Source organism: Fibrobacter sp. UWB16 (assembly GCF_900215325.1).
Taxonomy (GTDB): domain Bacteria; phylum Fibrobacterota; class Fibrobacteria; order Fibrobacterales; family Fibrobacteraceae; genus Fibrobacter.
Genome location: NZ_OCMS01000002.1, coordinates 831,047 through 848,773 on the forward strand (window position 1 = coordinate 831,047; position 17,727 = coordinate 848,773).

The 17,727-nt window shown below is 51.9% G+C and carries 14 protein-coding genes; 9 read left to right on the forward strand and 5 right to left on the reverse strand.

All coding sequences use genetic code 11. From position 1 onward, the window contains the following. Positions 1-108: 108 nt before the first annotated feature. The 4 genes from CRN95_RS08810 to CRN95_RS08825 all read right to left on the reverse strand — a co-directional run bounded on the left by CRN95_RS08810 (position 109) and on the right by CRN95_RS08825 (position 6,008). Complete coding sequence (locus CRN95_RS08810; RefSeq protein WP_014544941.1) at positions 109-1,038, reverse strand: alpha-E domain-containing protein; 930 nt, start codon at positions 1,036-1,038, stop codon at positions 109-111. 24 nt (positions 1,039-1,062) lie between these two features. Continuing rightward, entirely contained in the window at positions 1,063-2,556 is a 1,494-nt protein-coding gene (locus tag CRN95_RS08815) for a circularly permuted type 2 ATP-grasp protein (RefSeq protein WP_088631280.1), read from the reverse strand. Between the two features lie 169 nt (positions 2,557-2,725). After that, on the reverse strand, positions 2,726-3,604 hold the full coding sequence (locus CRN95_RS08820) for a transglutaminase family protein (RefSeq protein ID WP_097020644.1): 879 nt from the start codon (positions 3,602-3,604) through the stop codon (positions 2,726-2,728). Between the two features lies 1 nt (position 3,605). Further along, positions 3,606-6,008 (reverse strand): circularly permuted type 2 ATP-grasp protein, encoded by a 2,403-nt coding sequence (locus CRN95_RS08825; protein WP_097020645.1) that lies wholly within the window; start codon positions 6,006-6,008, stop codon positions 3,606-3,608. 277 nt (positions 6,009-6,285) lie between these two features. Between CRN95_RS08825 and CRN95_RS08830 the strand changes: the two genes are divergently transcribed. Together CRN95_RS08830 and CRN95_RS14830 are read left to right on the forward strand one after the other, a co-directional pair. Continuing rightward, on the forward strand, positions 6,286-7,926 hold the full coding sequence (locus CRN95_RS08830) for an acetolactate synthase large subunit (protein WP_097020646.1): 1,641 nt from the start codon (positions 6,286-6,288) through the stop codon (positions 7,924-7,926). Between the two features lie 9 nt (positions 7,927-7,935). Then, the gene (locus tag CRN95_RS14830; RefSeq protein WP_015732430.1) at positions 7,936-8,109 is read left to right on the forward strand and encodes a hypothetical protein; all 174 of its coding nucleotides are present in this window, start codon (positions 7,936-7,938) and stop codon (positions 8,107-8,109) included. Between the two features lie 214 nt (positions 8,110-8,323). Here the strand turns inward: CRN95_RS14830 and aspS are convergent, their stop codons facing one another. Continuing rightward, positions 8,324-10,117: an aspartate--tRNA ligase gene (gene aspS / locus CRN95_RS08835; protein ID WP_097020769.1), complete on the reverse strand. Its 1,794-nt coding sequence runs from the start codon at positions 10,115-10,117 to the stop codon at positions 8,324-8,326. A 321-nt stretch (positions 10,118-10,438) separates the two neighbouring features. Between aspS and CRN95_RS08840 the strand changes: the two genes are divergently transcribed. Genes CRN95_RS08840 through CRN95_RS08870 form a run of 7 tightly spaced genes read left to right on the forward strand, consistent with a single transcriptional unit; the run spans position 10,439 to position 17,713 of the window. Further along, positions 10,439-11,041, forward strand: coding sequence for an ATPase (locus CRN95_RS08840; protein ID WP_014544947.1), 603 nt, complete (start codon positions 10,439-10,441; stop codon positions 11,039-11,041). A 9-nt stretch (positions 11,042-11,050) separates the two neighbouring features. Beyond that, on the forward strand, positions 11,051-11,587 hold the full coding sequence (locus tag CRN95_RS08845; protein ID WP_014544948.1) for a hypothetical protein: 537 nt from the start codon (positions 11,051-11,053) through the stop codon (positions 11,585-11,587). A 17-nt stretch (positions 11,588-11,604) separates the two neighbouring features. After that, complete coding sequence (locus tag CRN95_RS08850; RefSeq protein ID WP_088631266.1) at positions 11,605-13,362, forward strand: V-type ATP synthase subunit A; 1,758 nt, start codon at positions 11,605-11,607, stop codon at positions 13,360-13,362. Continuing rightward, positions 13,355-14,656, forward strand: coding sequence for a V-type ATP synthase subunit B (locus CRN95_RS08855; RefSeq protein ID WP_073424070.1), 1,302 nt, complete (start codon positions 13,355-13,357; stop codon positions 14,654-14,656). Before CRN95_RS08850 ends, CRN95_RS08855 begins: the two co-directional genes overlap by 8 nt. A 1-nt stretch (position 14,657) precedes the next feature. Continuing rightward, positions 14,658-15,290: a V-type ATP synthase subunit D gene (locus tag CRN95_RS08860; RefSeq protein WP_097020647.1), complete on the forward strand. Its 633-nt coding sequence runs from the start codon at positions 14,658-14,660 to the stop codon at positions 15,288-15,290. Next, positions 15,287-17,218 carry a V-type ATP synthase subunit I gene (locus CRN95_RS08865; protein WP_097020648.1) on the forward strand — a complete coding sequence of 644 codons (1,932 nt, stop codon included), beginning with the start codon at positions 15,287-15,289 and terminating at the stop codon, positions 17,216-17,218. Before CRN95_RS08860 ends, CRN95_RS08865 begins: the two co-directional genes overlap by 4 nt. 39 nt (positions 17,219-17,257) lie before the next feature. Continuing rightward, positions 17,258-17,713, forward strand: a complete 456-nt coding sequence (locus CRN95_RS08870) for an ATP synthase subunit K (RefSeq protein WP_015732433.1) — start codon at positions 17,258-17,260, stop codon at positions 17,711-17,713. Positions 17,714-17,727: the final 14 nt, after the last annotated feature.

Consider the following 17,727-nt stretch of genomic DNA (forward strand, 5'->3'; position numbering starts at 1 on the left):
ATTTACTGTTGTAAACGTTGAGAAGTTTTTTAGGGAAATGGGGTAAAATGGCACAAAAAAAAGGAGTTTGTGACTGATTTTGTGCTGTTATTTTTCTGTCATTTTTTTTTAGCAGAAAAAATCTTTCCAGATTTGATTGCCGAGTTCGTTTAGTCGAATCTGGACTTTTTCAATTTGTTCGTGAAGCCCCTGGTCGATGATTTCTTCGATGGTGGTGAACGCGATGTCGGAACGCAGCTTGCCCAAGAGGCGGATGGATTCCGCCTTGCTTTTGACTGGGTAGGCGATGTTCTTGAGACACTGCTCCGCTTTTTCCAAGCAGTAGCGCAAGGAACGCGGAAAGTCTTCGGAGAGCAAAAGAAATTCCGCGACGTTGTGCGGCGTCACATTCGAATTGCGGCGGTGGAACATCTCGTACGCACCGACGCTCTTGAGAACGGCGTTCCACTGCACGGTATCAAGCGCCATGCCCACCATGCTCACATCCGGAAGCAAGATGTAATACTTGACGTCCAGAATACGCGAAGTCTGGTCGGCGCGTTCGAGCAATGTGCCGAGATGCGTGAAGTTCCAGGCGACATCGTGGTTCATCGTGCCTTGAATGATGCCTGCCGTGAGCTGGCTGAATTCCTTGACGCTGTTGTAAAAGGCGTGTGGACCTGCCAACGCTTCCTTCGGCATTTCGGGGTCGTTCAGTTTCAAGTAAAACTGGTTGATGGCAATCCACAGTTCCGAAGAAATCCTTTCGCGGACGCAGCGAGCATTTTCACGGGCGGCCCCGACGCACGAAATGATGCTGTTCGGATTTTCCTTATCGAACGTCAAGAACATGAGCGCGTTTTCAATGGAAACGTGCGCGTATTTTTTGAAAAAGTCATCGGCGTTGCCAGCAATCTGAATCACCGGTTCCCAAGGGCGTTCTTCGCCGGGCAAGTCCAGTTGCAGCTGGAGGTTCACATCGATGCTTCGCGCGACGTTTTCGGCGCGTTCGATATAGCGGGCGAGCCAATAAATGGAATTTGCGACTCTGCTTAACATATTACACTTCCTACTTCTAAATTCCTATTGTTGTTGCTGTTGTTGTTCCATCCAAAGTTTGGCTTGTCCGAGTTCCGGAGCCTTTTCGTTTTCGGCAATGACCCAAGTGTCCTTGCATCCGCCGCCCTGCGAGCTATTCACCACGATAGAACCCTTGCGGAGTGCTACGCGAGTGAGGCCACCGGGGAGAATGTAAGTCTCTCGCCCTTGCACAATGTAGGGGCGCAAATCCACATGGCGACCTTCGAAACCGCCATCGACAATGCAAGGCACGCGGCTGAGCGAAATCATGGGCTGCGCAATGTAGTTACGCGGGTTCGCGATAATCTTGCTCTTGAACGCCTCACATTCCTCCTTTGTCGATTTTGGACCGACGAGCATGCCGTAGCCACCGGATTCGCTGGCGGCCTTGACGACCATGTTTTCGATGTGGTCTAACACATGCTGCATGTGCTTTGGGTTTTCGCAAACGAATGTCGGCACATTCGGGATGATCGCCTCTTCGCCGAGATAGTACTTGATAATCTGCGGCACATAGGTGTAAATCGCCTTGTCGTCGGCAACACCGCAACCGGGCGCATTCGCAAGCGCTACGTTACCAGCCTTGTAAGCTTCAATCAGTCCGGGCACGCCGAGGCAAGAATCCGGGCGGAAAACCTTCGGATCCAAGAATTCATCATCGACACGGCGGTAAATCACGTGAACCTGCTTGAGGCCGCGTGTCGTGCGTGCATAAACCTTCTTGTCTTGCACCACGAGGTCGTCGCCAGTCACAAGGTCCACGCCCATCTGCTGTGCCAAAAAAGAATGTTCGTAATACGCCGAATTGTAGATGCCGGGAGTCAGCACCACCACCTTGGGTGATGCTGTTGAATCAGCCAAGTATTCCAATGCGTGGCGCAGGCGGGTGCAGTATTCGTCTACGGGGCGAATGGAACAGTTGGAGAATACCTGCGGGAAGGTTCTCTTGAGAATCTGGCGGTTCTGCAACACGTACGAGACGCCACTCGGGCAACGCATGTTGTCTTCAAGCACGTAGAACGTGCCGTCGGTATCGCGTACAAGGTCTGTGCCGGTAATGTGAGCCCAGATTCCTTTGGGCGGCACAAAGCCTTCCATCTGCGGACGGTAAGCGGTGCAGGTGTTGATGAGGCTTTCGGGAACAACCTTATCACGCAAAATCTTACGATCGTTGTAGATGTCCGTCAAAAAGCAGTTTAGCGCTTCTGTACGCTGTTTGAGGCCTGCTTCGAGGTGCTTCCAGTCGGCAGCGCTTACAATACGCGGGATGACGTCAAAGGGGATGATTTTGTCCTTGCCGTCCTTGTTGCCGTAAACCGCGAATGTAATTCCGTTATCGTAAAACGCAGATTCCGCAATGATCTGGCGGCGTTGCAGTTCTCCTTCGGGAAGCTCGTTGATTTTCGTAAACAACGGCTCTGCTGCCGGGCGGGGCGTCCCGTCGGGTAAGCAAAGCTCATCGTAAAAGCCTTCGGTGTCGTAATTTCCAAATCGCATGTTTTGTTTCCTTATGCTTTTAAGTGTTAGTTACTTCGCCCTTCGGGCTAGTTACTAGTTAGTAGTTAAGAGTTACTAGAGATTGTAATATGAACATTTCTAGTAACTTAAAACTTCAAACTGCGACGAAGTCGCCCTAGTAACTCAAAACTCAGAACTTATAACTCCATCATTCCTTCACATCCACGTTCACCGACACTTTCAAGGTGTGGTCGCCACCGCCGGTAATGACGCCCTTCAGCGGGCTCACGTCGCCAAAATCGCGCCCCCAGGCAAGTACAATGTGCTCGTCACCACCGAGCACGTTATTCGTCGGGTCCAATTCCACCCAACCGTGGTCAGGAACGAAAGTGCTCACCCAAGCGTGCGTCGCATCGGCTCCGACAAGTTTCGGCTGGCCTTCGCAAGAATGGGTGCGAAGGTACCCGCTCACGTAACGGCAGGGCAAATGCAGTGAACGCAAGCAGCCTATCATCAAGTGCGCAAAGTCCTGGCAGACTCCTTTTCGCCCGCGCAAGATTTCTTGCGGCTGTGCCCCAATTCTCGTGGCTCCTGGCGTGTATTTGCAATCCGTGTAGATTCGCGTCATGAGCTCGTAGGCGGCATCAAAAATGGGGCGGCCCTGCTCAAAGCTTTCGAGCGCGTAATTGCGGACCGATTCGTCAAACTTGGCGAAAGGGGAGGCGTAGGCGTACATCGCGGCGTCTAGCGTCTCGTCGCTTGTCGGGCGTTCCAAAAGCTTTGTGACCTCTTCCCATTTCATCGTTTCACCTTGTTTAGGCGGTTCTTCTCCCTGAACATCTACAATGCCAGTCGTCTTGAATCTAAAGTGCGTGTGCTCCTGCTCGATGCTGAATGCCAACACCCTATTCCCGAAAATGTCGATGCGTTCCTGTCGAATTGTTGGGTTCGGTTCCACTTCGATGCTGTGGCTGAGCCAGTTTTGTCGACTGACTGTTCGCGGGAGCATGTGGGCAAGGTGGTTGCTGTAAAGAACGGGGAGGCGGTAGTCGTAGACGGTCTCGTGGTCAACTTGATAAATGGGCATCTTAAACCTCCGATACGTCTGTGGTTGTCGCGTGGAAAACTCCTGCGCGTGGCGCATGGCTTAAGTAGAGCCTGTTTACGATTTCAGCAATCCGTTCAATAGAATTTATCTGTGTTTCTACAAGTTTTATGAGGTTCTCCCTTTTGTTATCTACAGTTTCTGCAAGCTGTTCGATGTTTGCGAGGCGGAGTTCTGCGAGTACGCGCATCAGTTCACGGTCGAGCGGCGAAAATGTCGCTTCGCTCTGGTCGTTGCCGGGCAAGTGCTTTGCGGCTTTCCGCAATTTTGCCACCTGGTAGGCGACGCTTCGCGGGTTGGATTCGTCCGACAAAAGCAAGTCGATGACGGGGACAACTTGCAAACGGCCTCCATAGCGGCGGTGGTATGTCATGAGTCCGTCGCCGATTTCAAGAACTGCTTGTAACAAGCGCAAGTTTGTCATTTCGTCGGTGGGGGCGGTGTACAGCAGACTTTTGACAAGTTGCAAGGTGCGGATGGCGCACTCGATTTCACGACCGAGTTCCAAAAAGCGCCATTCGTGGCCTCGCGTCATGGAATCTGCCGCTAGCCCGGCCACTGCAGCGCTGTCCGACAGAACCTCCTTTAGGTAGGGCAACAGCGCTGCCGCACCTGTGCCTGCCGGCACTTCTGCAATGCCAAATCCGTTCAAGTAAAGCCATAAATCCTCCGAAATGCGGTCTCGCAACTGCATGCCGAGTTCTCGAATTTCCGTCAGCACGCATTGCATGCCGTTCTTGTTGTCCTTGCGCAAAATGAAGTAACGGAGTGCGTTTTCAGGATCTTGCGCGAGCCTCGACTGCGATTCGTCTGTAAGCCCTGCCTTCAGTATCCACGGCAACTCCGGCATGTCCATCCAGGATTCATCCGAAAGCCTTACCGCGATACCTCTTGCGATACGCGCCATCATGTTCGAAGCCGACAATGCTCGCCCCAGCCGGAACAAGTTCTCGGCCGCACGGCTAGGCAGGTCGCCTCCAGCTCTCGACGGCGTAATTGCCTGACTTGCTGGAGCGAGCAAAGAAAAGTTCGCCACAGGATTTTCCGAAAGCACCCAAATGTCTTTTTCTCCAAGTCCATTGTCCAAAATCCCGAGGCCGCCCGGCATCACCGAAGTTTCGTTCGTTGTATTGACTGCAAAGAATCGCATTAGCGAGACTGCAGGAGTGAACTCTCCTCGGTAAGCGTAAACGGTTGAAACCTCCATGGATCTTTCTGCCACCCATTGCTCGGGCGCATTCTCGACCGTTTGCAACAAGGCGAGCTGTGCCGTCGTCGTCATGGTTGCATAAGTCTTGGGTTCTGCCTCCTTGAAACTTCCTTCGTCGCGGAATGCCTTTTTGAAAATCCATTTTTCAGGTTCTGCCAAAACGCGTTCCGCATCGGCAGCATTCCCGAGCCAAAGTGTTTCCACATCGCGCAACAGCAGCTCTTCGCCTAAAAGTTCGTGGCAAATTTCTGGCAAAAACGGTTTGAACACGGGCGTCTCCAAAACGCCAGTCCCGAGAAAGTTTGCAATAGCCACATTCCCGGCGCGGACGGAACTGATTAAGCCAACAGCTCCTTCGCCACTGTCAATTCGCAGTTCCAGCGGGTCGCACATGCCGTCTTCCACTCGGCGAAATATGGTCCCAATCTTCTTGAGCCCCATAAGCGTCTTCATGTACACCTGCATGTTGCGAATCGCGAGGTCATCGTTTTCGACAAGCGGGATCCCGAGGTAACGGGCAATTACTGCGTCTTCTGCTCGCCGCGGATTGTCCGGACTCGATGCCAAAAGTACCACCTTGCTGGTTTCACCTTCACCTCCTATGTTCTTGTGCATGGCGTCTAGGCCATCCATCAGCTTCTTGAAAAATCCTGCCAATCGTTCCGTTTGCATGCTGCGGAAAAGTTCCGGGAATGCACGGCTTACGCCAATGCGGTTCTCCAGCGCACGCCCCAAGCCGTCGGGTACTTGCAAATGGTCCGACACCGCCACAAACGTTCCGTCTTTGAGCCTTGCTACATCGGTCGATGTTAAGTTCACAAAGACATTGCCAACCGGGTGCACTTTCCATACAACCTGCAAAAAATCTGGGTTCGCGAACAACAGCGCAGCGGGCAATTTCCCTTTTTTCCAAAGACTTTGTTCGCCATAAATGTCCTTTGCCAATGCATTGAAAAGCTTTGCCCTTTGCGCAACACCCGCTTCCAGCGTTTTCCATTCTTCAGCCGTAATCACGAGAGGGATGGGGTCTGTACCCTTGTGGTTGCCTCCCATGCTCGACGAAAGATCGTTCTCGTCAAGAACGTTATGCAAACGCCTGCAGCGGTGCTCGAATTCCACTTTCGACAATGCCGAAATGGATTTGATAAAAGTATCTTCTGTCTCTACACATTCCATGCTCGTTTAATCGCAAAAAATGTGCCAAGGCCAATATGGCTTAAAATCGCGTGTTTTTATAATATATTCATTACGTTTCTTGTAACTATTACGGAAATTGTTGTGTAAAAGTACGTTCCATTATTTGTACAACCTGTAGCTTTGGAATCGGCAAAACTCCCAAAATGCCTTAAAAAATGCTCTCCAGAGCCCTGTTTCTTTCAAAATTTGGCTTTTTTACGGCGAAATCACTTTTTGGCACGGTTTTTGCAAACCTTTCGCGGAGACATTTAAAATTATGAACACTGCTGAAGTTTTGATCAAGTCCTTAGAAAGTGAAGGCGTCAAGTACATTTTTGGAATCCCTGGTGAAGAAACTCTCGAACTGATGGAAGCGATTAAAAAGTCGTCCATCAAGTTCATTACGGTACGTCACGAACAGGGCGCGGCCTTCATGGCTGATGTCTATGGGCGTTTGACGGGGAAGGCGGGCGTCTGCCTTTCGACCCTTGGCCCTGGCGCTACAAACCTTGTTACGGGCGTTGCCGATGCAAACTCCGATGGCGCTCCGCTGATTGCGATTACGGGTCAGGTGGGTACAGAGCGTATGCATTTGACGAGCCATCAATATTTGGACTTGGTGAACATGTTTACGCCGATTACCAAGCGCAGTAAGCAGGTCGTTCGCCCGGATACGGTGAATGAAATTGTCCGTATTGCGTTCAAGTATGCCGAAATGGAAAAGCCCGGTGCATGCCACATCGACTTGCCGTGCAACATTGCCGCTATGGAAGTCGAAGGCGAGGTCGCTCAAACTCCGCTGAAGCACCATCGCGAAAACACGGTGTATGCAAGCACCGATGCGATTCTCGCGGCGGGCGGGGTCTTTGCAAATGCTAAGCGCCCGGTGGTTCTTGTAGGCCATTCCGCTGTGCGTAACCACGCTTCCGAGGCTTTGCGTGCATTTGTGTCCTCGTCCAAGATTCCGGTCGTTTGCACCATGATGGCAAAGGGTGTAATCCCGACTTGCGAAAAGTATTTTATGGGCTGCATCGGACTACCGCAAAGGGATTATCCGAACATCGTCATGGAACAGGCAGACCTCGTGATTGCTGTTGGCTATGACGTCGTGGAATATGCGCCTGCCAAGTGGAACCCGAATGGTGACAAGATGATTATTCACATCGACGAAACGCCGAACCATGTGAACAAATTCTATCAGCCCGACGAAGAAATCATTGGTGACATCTCCGCATCTCTCGATGCGCTTTGTAGCGTTTGTCCGAACTCCTGGGAACCGGAATGGGCGATGCAAATCCGTGCGATGATGGTGGCTGAGCATTCGCGTTACGATCACGACACGAGCTTCCCGCCGACACCGCAGAAGGTGCTTCATGACATCCGTCTCGTTCTAGATGAAGATGACATTCTGATTTCGGACGTGGGTGCGCACAAGATGTGGATTGCTCGCCAGTACAATTGCGACCATCCGAACACCTGCATTATTTCTAACGGCTTTGCAACCATGGGTATTGCGGTACCTGGTGCGATTGCGGCAAAGCTTCTGAACCCCAAGAAAAAGGTCTTGGCGGTCACAGGTGACGGCGGCTTCATGATGAACAGCCAGGAACTCGAAACGGCTTACCGCGAACACATCCCGTTCGTGACGTTGATCTTTACCGATGGCGGCTATGGTCTCATCAAGTGGAAACAAGAAGAACGTTACGGCGACAGCTATGCGGTCGAATTCACGAACCCGGATTACGTCAAGTACGCCGAATCCTTGCACCTGAAGGGCTACCGCATTGAGCGCACCGAAGACTTGCCGAGCACCTTGCGCGAAGCCTTCCGCCAGGACGTGCCGAGCATCATCGAGTGCCCGGTGGATTACTCCGCGAACATGGAACTTTCGCAATACCTCAAGAACTTGAAAATATAGGAGAACGACATGGGATACATCAATAGCCTATTTACAGGGCAAACGGATTCATTCGGTGTAGCCGTATCCGAATCCTCACATTTTCTTTCCATTGACAGCATCTCGGGGCATCCTGCCGTTTATCGCCATCTGAAACCCTGCGGCAATGTCGATGAACATAAACAGCAGAAAAAGAACTTATAAAAAAAGACTCCTCCTCCATCCAACAATCAAAGAACCGCCGGTAGCAATACCGACGGTTCTTTTCTGAATCTTGAGTGCCGCGATTCTCGCGAACGTGTCATTCCCGCCACCGAGCGGGAATCTCCATTCATACAAAAATGGCGGGTCGAAACCCGCCATTTTCAAAAGCTTTAGTGAAAGGGAGATGCCCGATTAAATCGGGCATGACAACCTTTTACTTTTTCTCGTTACCCTTGGGCATCTGCACGGAGATGTGGATGTCCTGCAGCTGCTGGAGGTCCACTTCGCTCGGGCACTGGTCCATCGGGCTAGAGGCACTCGTGTTCTTCGGGAATGCGATGTAGTCACGGATAGATTCTTCACCTTCCATAGTAGCAACAACGCGGTCGAGACCGAAGGCCAAACCACCGTGCGGAGGAGCACCGTACTTGAAAGCATCGACGAAGAAGCCGAACTTGGTCTTCACCTGTTCTTCGGAGAGGCCGAGCAAGCGGAACACCTTTTCCTGAACTTCCGGGTTGTGAATACGGATAGAACCACCGCCGATTTCCACACCGTTAAGAACAAGGTCATAAGCTTCGGCGTTGCAATCCTTGAGGTTGCCACTGAGCATCATGTCCAAATGTTCCGGAAGCGGGTTCGTGAACGGATGGTGCATAGCCATGTAGCGGCCTTCCGTGTCGCTGTATTCGAACATCGGGAATTCGGTAATCCACACAAATTCACGCTTCTTCGGATCGCGGAGACCCTTGATACGGGCGACTTCCAAGCGGAGCTGACCCATAGCCGTAGCAGCAATCTTTTCCGGACCGGCGATGAAGAACATCATGTCGCCGCACTTAGCGCCAACAGCATCGCGGAGTTCGTTAAGTTGTTCGGTCGTGAAGAACTTGCCGACCTGAGTTTCAACTTCGTCATTTTCCTTGACGCGCATCCACACGAGGCCCTTGGAACCGTACTTGCCCACGTAGGCGGTGAGTTCGTCGATCTGCTTACGAGTAAAGTCAACGCAACCCTTAGCTGCGATACCGCGGATCTTGCCACCAGCGGCAACGCAGTTCTTGAACACGCCAAAGTTGGACTTTGCACCGATTTCAGACACATCGTGGATTTCGAGGTCGAAGCGGAGGTCCGGCTTGTCGGAACCGTACTTGAGCATAGCTTCAGCCCACTTCATACGGCGGATGTGGCGCGGCGGTTCGAAGTTCCAAACCTTGCCCAAAACTTCAGTCACGAACTTGTCGAACATTTCCATCACTTCGTCCTGGTTGACGAAGGACATTTCAACGTCGATCTGCGTGAATTCCGGCTGACGGTCGGCGCGGAGGTCTTCGTCGCGGAAGCACTTGGCGATCTGGAAGTAGCGGTCCATGCCAGCAATCATCAAGAGCTGCTTGTACTGCTGCGGAGACTGCGGGAGGGCGTAGAACTTGCCCGGGTTCACGCGGGACGGCACGAGGTAGTCACGTGCGCCTTCCGGAGTGGACTTGCAAAGGCACGGAGTTTCAATGTTTTCAAAACCGTTAGCGTAGAAGAAATCGTACACGGCCTTGAGGAAGCGGCTCTTGAGGAGGAGCTTCTTCTGGATCCACGGACGGCGGAGGTCCAAATAGCGGTACTGCAAGCGGAGGTCGTCGTTTTCCTTGCATTCTTCGTTCGGGTCGTTAATGGCGAGCGGAGAAGTGAGAGCGGCGTTCAAAATTTCGAGCTTGTCAGCCTTGACTTCGATTTCACCCGTGGCGAGCTTTTCGTTCGTGTTGCCTTCTTCGCGGGCATAAACCTTACCAGTCACGTAAATAACGTATTCGTTACGGAGCTGTTCGGCAGTCTTCAAAACATCGGCATTGTAATCCGGATTGAAAACGATCTGGGTCTTGCCATACTTGTCGCGGAGGTCAACGAAAATCACACCACCATGGTCGCGGCGGCGATCCACCCAACCGGCGAGTGTTACGATCTGGCCAACATCTTCCTTGCGAAGCTGGCCGCAGTTATGTGTACGTTTCATGGTTGTATCCTTGAAGATAATTTTTCGCGGTGAAATATAGAAAAACTTCCTAGTTGTTAATTGCTTGTTTTTGAAAAAGTCTTTTTGAATAGATTCATCATTTCTTTCCAAATCTGTAAAGCGCTTTCCATTTTCTGTCGAGGTTTTCCACCTTTTGTCGCTCCTTTTGGTCTTTTTATCCTCCAATTGTGCAAGTAAACAATATTTTCGCAATTTTTTGTCGATTTTCTTGTCTTTTTCCAAATTTTCCTAGTATATTCTTTTCTGTGTTTAATAAAAATGCCCTTGAAAGGGGTGTTTTGGTTCAATTTGGAGATTTAAATGGCAGAAGATTTGCAAGCCCTTATGGAACGCATCCAGAAGGATGCTGTCGAAAAGGCAGAACTCGCAGCAGCAGATATTATTTCTAAGGCAAAGGACAAGGCGGCCGAAATTGTCAGGGCTGCCGAAGACGAAGCCAAAGCAAAACTCGAAAACGCCGATAAGGAAGCACAAGCATTTACAGAACGCAGCGAACGCACGTTGGAACAGTCCGCTCGCGATTTGCTCCTCTCGGTGGGCAAGAACCTCGAAAAGATGATTCTTGATCTTCTCAGCCTCCAGATTGACAAGTCTCTCGATGAATCGACCGTGAAGAACATGCTCCTCACGGTTGCAAAGAGCTACACCTCCGACATCGAAATTAACTTCTCCGAAGCCGATGCCAAGGCTCTCACGAGCTTTGTGATGGGCGAGTTTGCAAAGCAGCTCAAGGCTGGCGTCAAGGTCGAAAGCGACAAGGGCGTCAAGTTTGGCTTCCGCGTGAAGCTCGATGGCGGCAAGGTCAGCCACGAATTTACAGAACAGGCAATGGCGGAATCTCTTTCTGCCTTGCTCAGACCGCAACTTGCAAAGATTGTAAACAAGGCCGCCCAGGGCAAATAAGGCGGTCCAATGAGCAGTCCAGCATATTTGATGGCATCGCTTCCGATGCTAGAACTGGGCGACGTTCCGCCCCTTAGCATGGCCGAGTTCCGTGGCCGTTGCGAAGGTGTGCTGGATGCCCCAGAACTCGAAGCGCTCGACGCCCTTTTAGCGGGCGAGGAGAGCGATGATGAATTTGTTAGGGAATACCAGTCCCGCGAAACCCAGATGAGAAATGTTTCAGGTAGGCTCCGCGCCCAGGCGTGGGGCCCTGAAGTGCGTTTTGCGGAACGTTCATTCTCTGGTTATGACGTCACCTTTGCGAAGATGATCCAGGACGCGTTCATGAAGTCAAATCCGCTTGAAAAGGAACAGGATATCGACCGCGCCCGTTTTTGGCTTGTGGATAGCCTTGCCGGTGTAGGCGAGGGGACCATCAAGCACGTCTACGCCTATGCGATTAAGCTTAGAATCTGCGAGCGTTGGGCTCGTTTGAACGATATCGCAGGCGACAAGGCCGTCATCAATATTATTAATGAAAACGATCCTGCATACAGGCAGGAATGAGTGGAGGTCCATTTTCAATGGCTAGTATCGGAAAAATAACCGGCGTGAACGGAAACCTGATTCGTGTCAAGTTTGAAAGCGCCGTTTCCCAGAACGAAGTGGCTTATGCAAAGCTCATTTCGAAGAACGAAGCAGGTAAGACAGAAATCATCCCCCTTAAGAGCGAAGTGATTCGTATCCGTGGTGATTACGCTGAACTCCAGGTGTTCGAAGATACGACTGGCCTCAAGGCTGGCGACGAAGTCGAATTTACGGGTGAACTTCTTTCTGTTGAACTTGGTCCGGGTCTCCTTACTCAAGTTTTTGATGGTCTTCAGAACCCGCTGCCGAAACTCGCTGATGAATGCGGCTTCTTCCTCCAGCGCGGTAAGTACTTGAAGGCTCTCCCGCGTGACAAGAAGTGGGCTTTTACTCCGGTCGCTAAGGCTGGCGATGTTGTTGTCGCTGGTGATACGCTCGGTACGGTTCCGGAAGGTGTTTTCTCGCACCGCATCATGGTGCCGTTCAAGCTCCTCGGCAAGTGGACTGTGGATTACATTACGACTGCCGGTGACCGCGTTGTCGAAGATGTTGTCGCAAAGCTCAAGAACGACAAGGGCGAATCTGTTGACGTGACGATGGTGCAGACCTGGCCGGTCAAGATGCCGATCAAGGCATTTGAAGAACGCCTCCGCCCGTCCAAGCCGCTTACCATGCAGCAGCGCATTATCGATACGTTCTTCCCTGTGATGCAGGGTGGTACGTTCTGTACGCCGGGCCCCTTCGGTGCCGGTAAGACCGTGCTCCAGCAGCTCATGAGCCGTTATGCCGATGTGGACATCGTGATTTTGGCTGCTTGCGGTGAACGTGCTGGTGAAGTGGTGGAAACCCTTCGCGAATTCCCGGAATTGATTGACCCGCGTACGGGCAAGTCCTTGATGGAACGTACGCTTATCATTTGTAACACGTCTTCGATGCCGGTGGCTGCTCGTGAAGCTTCCGTTTATACCGGCGTGACGCTCGCTGAATACTACCGTCAGATGGGCCTCAACGTGCTCCTCCTCGCTGACTCCACTTCCCGTTGGGCTCAGGCTCTCCGTGAAATGAGTGGACGTTTGGAAGAAATTCCGGGCGAAGAAGCATTCCCGGCTTACCTCGAATCTGTGATCGCATCTTTCTACGAACGCGGTGGCGTTGTCCGCCTCAAGGACGGTTCTACCGGTTCCGTGACGATTTGCGGTTCCGTGTCTCCGGCTGGTGGTAACTTCGAAGAACCGGTGACCCAGGCAACCCTCAAGGTGGTGGGTGCATTCCTTGGCCTTTCCCGTGAACGTTCTGACCAGCGCCGTTTCCCGGCAATCCACCCGTTGGATTCCTGGTCCAAGTACGAAGGCATTATCGATTCCAAGAAGGTCGCTCAGGCCCGTTCTATCCTCGCTAATGGCGTGGACGTGAACAACATGATGAAGGTTGTGGGCGAAGAAGGTACTTCGATCGAAGACTTCATTGTTTATCTGAAATCTGAATATCTTGATGCCGTTTATCTGCAGCAGGACGCCTATAACGAAATCGACGCCGCTTGCTCTGCAGAACGACAGAAGTACGTGTTCGACAAGATTTACACCATCCTCATGACGCCGATGACGTTTACCGAAAAGGATGTCGCCCGTACGTTCTTCCTCAAGCTCACGCAGGCTACCAAGGACTGGAACCGCGTGGCGTTTGACTCTCAGGAATTCAAGGATCTCGAATCCAGTATTTTTGCTTCCGTAAAGGAGGTTTCTGCTAATGCATAATGTTGCTTACCATCGTATTGAACGCATTGCCGGTTCTGTGATTACTTTGAGAGCCGAAGGCGTTGCAAACCAGGAACTGGCTCAGGTAACGAGCTCTTTCGGTACTTCTCTTGCCCGTGTGATCCGCATTGACGGTGACCTCGTGGACTTGCAGGTCTTTGCAGGTGCTCGTGGTATTTCTACGGACTCCGAAGTGCGATTCCTCGGTGAACCGATGAAGGTCCCGTACAGCGATGCTTTGCTTGGCCGCGTGTTTAACGGTGCCGGCAAGCCGCGTGACAACGGCCCGGAAGTCGATGGCGAACGCATCACGATTGGCGGTCCCTCTGTGAACCCTGCTAAGCGTATCATCCCGAAGACGATGGTGCGTACGGGTATCCCGATGATTGACGTGTTCAACACGCTCGTCGTTTCGCAGAAGCTCCCGATTTTCTCGATTGCAGGTGAACCCTACAACGAACTTTTGGCACGTATCGCCTTGCAGGCTGAAGTCGACGTGATTATCCTCGGCGGCATGGGCCTCAAGCACGATGACTACCTCTATCTCAAGGATTACCTCGAAAAGAACGGTGCTCTTTCCCGTACGGTGATGTTCATGCATACCGCATCTGACCCGATTGTGGAATGCTTGCTCGTTCCGGATGCATCTTTGGCTGTTGCTGAAAAGTTTGCAACCGAAGGCAAGAACGTGCTCGTGCTCCTCACGGACATGACGAACTTTGCCGACGCCATGAAGGAAATTGCTATTACGATGGAACAGATTCCGTCTAACCGTGGTTATCCTGGCGACCTTTACTCTCAGCTTGCAAGCCGCTACGAAAAGGCTGTGGACTTTAGCGATGCTGGTTCTATCACGATTTTGGCTGTGACCACCATGCCGGGCGACGACGTGACGCACCCGGTTCCGGACAACACGGGTTACATTACCGAAGGTCAGTTCTACTTGCGCAAGGGCCGTATCGAACCGTTCGGTTCTTTGAGCCGCTTGAAGCAGCAGGTGAACGGCAAGACCCGTAGCGACCACCGTACCATCATGAACACCATGATTCAGCTGTACGCAAGCTACAAGGAAACCTTGGAAAAGCAATCCATGGGCTTCAACATGAGCAACTGGGACCAGAAGCTGTTGAAGTACGGCGTACGCTTCGAAAAGGAAATGATGGACCTTTCTGTGAACATCCCTCTTGAAAAGGCTTTGGATCTCGGATGGGAAATCCTCGCCGATTGCTTCACTCCTGAAGAAACCGGTATCCCCACCAAGATGATCAATCAGTACTGGCCGAAGAAGTGGTAATATGGCTAAGGTCAAGTTAACTAAAAACGCCCTCAAGGCGGAACGTGACGCACTGAAGCGCTTCCAGCGCTATCTGCCGACGTTGCTTCTGAAAAAGCAGCAGTTGCAGATGGAAATGCGTACGCTCCAGGAGAAGGTGATGGCGAAACGCGAAGAAGAGGATAAGCTCCGCAAGAGTATGGCTTCGTGGATTTCGCTTTTTGCCGATCCCATTGAGTGGAAAAAATATCTCTCGGTGAAGAGTGTCGAACAGGGCGAGGGTAACATTGCCGGCGTGAAGATTCCGACGTTTAGCGGCGTGGAATTCAACGTGAACATTCCGGACTTCTTTACGACTCCGGTGTGGCTCGACGATGGTATCCGCAGCTTGCAAGGTTTGATTTCCTTGCGCCTGGAACGCCGCGTGCTCGAAAAGCAGTACGAACTCCTTTCGAAGGAACTGCGTACCACGAGCCAGCGTGTGAACCTGTTCGAAAAGGTGAAAATTCCCGAGTCTAAGGATAACATTCGCAAAATCAATATCTTCTTGGGTGACCAGCAGACAAGCGGTGTGGCCCGTAGTAAGCTTGCAAAGGGCAAGGCTACGGCTAAGGCGCTTGCACTTGACGCCCAGAGTAAGGAGGTTGCCGCATGATTACTCCTATGAAGAAGGTGACCATTCTTACGCTTGCAAGCCATAAGGAAGAAACCCTTAAGGCTCTGCGCGAAATGGAAATTATCCATTTGACTCCGCTCCAGAATGCCGTTGGTGCATCTGTGAACGGTGCAAAGGGTGCTGTGGCCCGCGTGCAGAAGGCTATGGAAGTCGTTCCGGATAAGCTCCGCAAGGGGGTTACGCCTGCAGCGAAAGGTGCAAGCGGTGTAACGCTCGTCGAAGAAATCCAGACGCTCATTTCGGATAAGAAAAATGCCGAAATCCAGTTGGAGCAAGCCAAGGAAGAACTTGAAAAGCTCCACGCTTTTGGAAATCTCGATCCGCGAACGGTCAAGGAACTCGCCGCAAAGGGCATCTTTGTCCGTCTTTATCTCGTCGACCTTTCCAAGGAACCTTTTGAAGTCGATGGCGATAACGCTTACAAGCATGTCTTTGGCAAGGATGAAAATGGCACGTACATTGCCGTGTTCACGAAGGGCGATGCTCCTGCATCTGTGAAGGGTGCGTTTACGGAACTCGCCATGCCTCTCAAGTCGCTCGAAGAATATCGAATGATCGAAGAGGAATCGAACACGACGATTTCTGCTGTGGACGAACGCTTTGCACAGCTTGCCTCCGTGAAGGACGATCTTGAAGACCGCCTTTTGGAAGTGACGGACCGTTACAATCTCGTGGAAGCTTCTGCAAGCATGCTCCAGAACAAGGGTTTGGCAGCTCTCCAGGGATTCTGCCCGGAACCGCGCGTTGCTGAAATCAGTGCGGCTGCGAAGGCAAACGGCTGGGGCATCCGCGTTGAAGATCCAACGGACGAAGATAACATCCCGACGCTTCTCGGCTACAACAAGCTTTCACGCCCGATGCAGTGCCTCTATGACATTATTGGCATCTCGCCGGGCTACAACGAAGTTGACGTGAGCTCTGTGTTCCTCTGCTTCTTTAGCCTTTTCTTTGCGATGATTGTGGGCGATATGGCTTATGGCCTGTTGTTCCTCGGTCTTGCGATGTTTGCTCGCTCGAAAATGCCGAAGGCAAGTAGTGCCGGATTCCACTTTGTGTATTTGATGAGCTGGGCGACTATCATCTGGGGCGCCATCAATGCAAACTTCCTCGGCCTTACGCCGGAACTTGCAGGGTGGAGCTACTACCTCGATATCGCTAACTACAACTTTATCCCGGAAGGCGTGCGCAACGTGCTCTACTGGATTCGCAGCTCTGCTCCGACGGATCCGACGCGCTTCGAAGCGTACAAGCAGTTCTGCGAGACGTTTACGTTCTTGCCCGCTAGCTTTGTGCCGAAGGCTGCTGGAGCATCCCAGATGCAGCATATCCAGCTGTTTTGCTTCTGCATTGCTGTTGTGCATTTGAGCATTGCTCATGCGTGGAATGTCGTTGTGCGCCTCAAGCGCAAGTCTTCGACGTTCATGGCGCAGGTGGGCTGGCTCATGGGCGCTTGGGTCATGTTCTTCCTTGCATGCAACATGGTGCTTGGAATCGACATGCCGAAGTTCGTCATCCCGATGTTTATCGTGGAAGTCGTGCTTCTCGTGCTCTTTACGGTGCCGCCTAGCCGCCTCAAACAGGACTTCATCAGCATCCCGATGCTCGTGCTCGACATCGTGAACAGCTTCACCGACGTTATCAGCTATATCCGTCTCTTTGCAGTGGGTATGTCTGGTGCCGCCATCGCCGAAGCGTTCAATGGAATGCTCTCGCCGCTGTTTGGCTCTGCCGTGGGTGTTGCCGGTGCTGCTCTAGTTCTTTTGGGCGTTCATGGCCTGAACATTGCACTTGCCGTGATGGGCGTTGCAGTGCATGCCGTACGTCTTAACACACTCGAATTTTCAAATGGACTTGGTCTTGAATGGAGCGGATTTGCATTCAGCCCCTTCGCCAAGCAAAAAAATTAAACCAAGGGTTAAATCCCGCTACTTAATGAGGATAATATAATGGAACCGAATACAATGGTGACTCTCGCTAAAATGGGTGCTGCAGCTGCGCTTGGCATTGCGGCTATGGGCTCTGCCCTTGGTTGCGGAACGGCCGGTATGTCTGCTATCACGATGTGGAAGAAGGCTTACGCTCAGGGTAAGTCTGCTCTCTTCACGCTTCTCGTGTTCGTCGGTGCTCCGATTTCCCAGACGATTTACGGCATGTTGCTCATGAACTTCATCTTGAGCAAGGCTGCTGAACAGGGCTTTACGAACTGGGGCGGCTGCCTCGGTGCTGGTATCTTCGGTGGCCTCGGCATGATGGCTTCTGCTTGGTACCAGGGCAAGTCTGCTGCAGTGGCTTGCGATGCTCTCGGTGAAACCGGCAAGGGCATGGTGAACTACTTGATGGTTCTCGGTATCGTCGAAACCGTCGCTTTGTTCGTGCTCGTGTTCTCCATGATGGTGCTTTAATCGAAAGAGGTTGC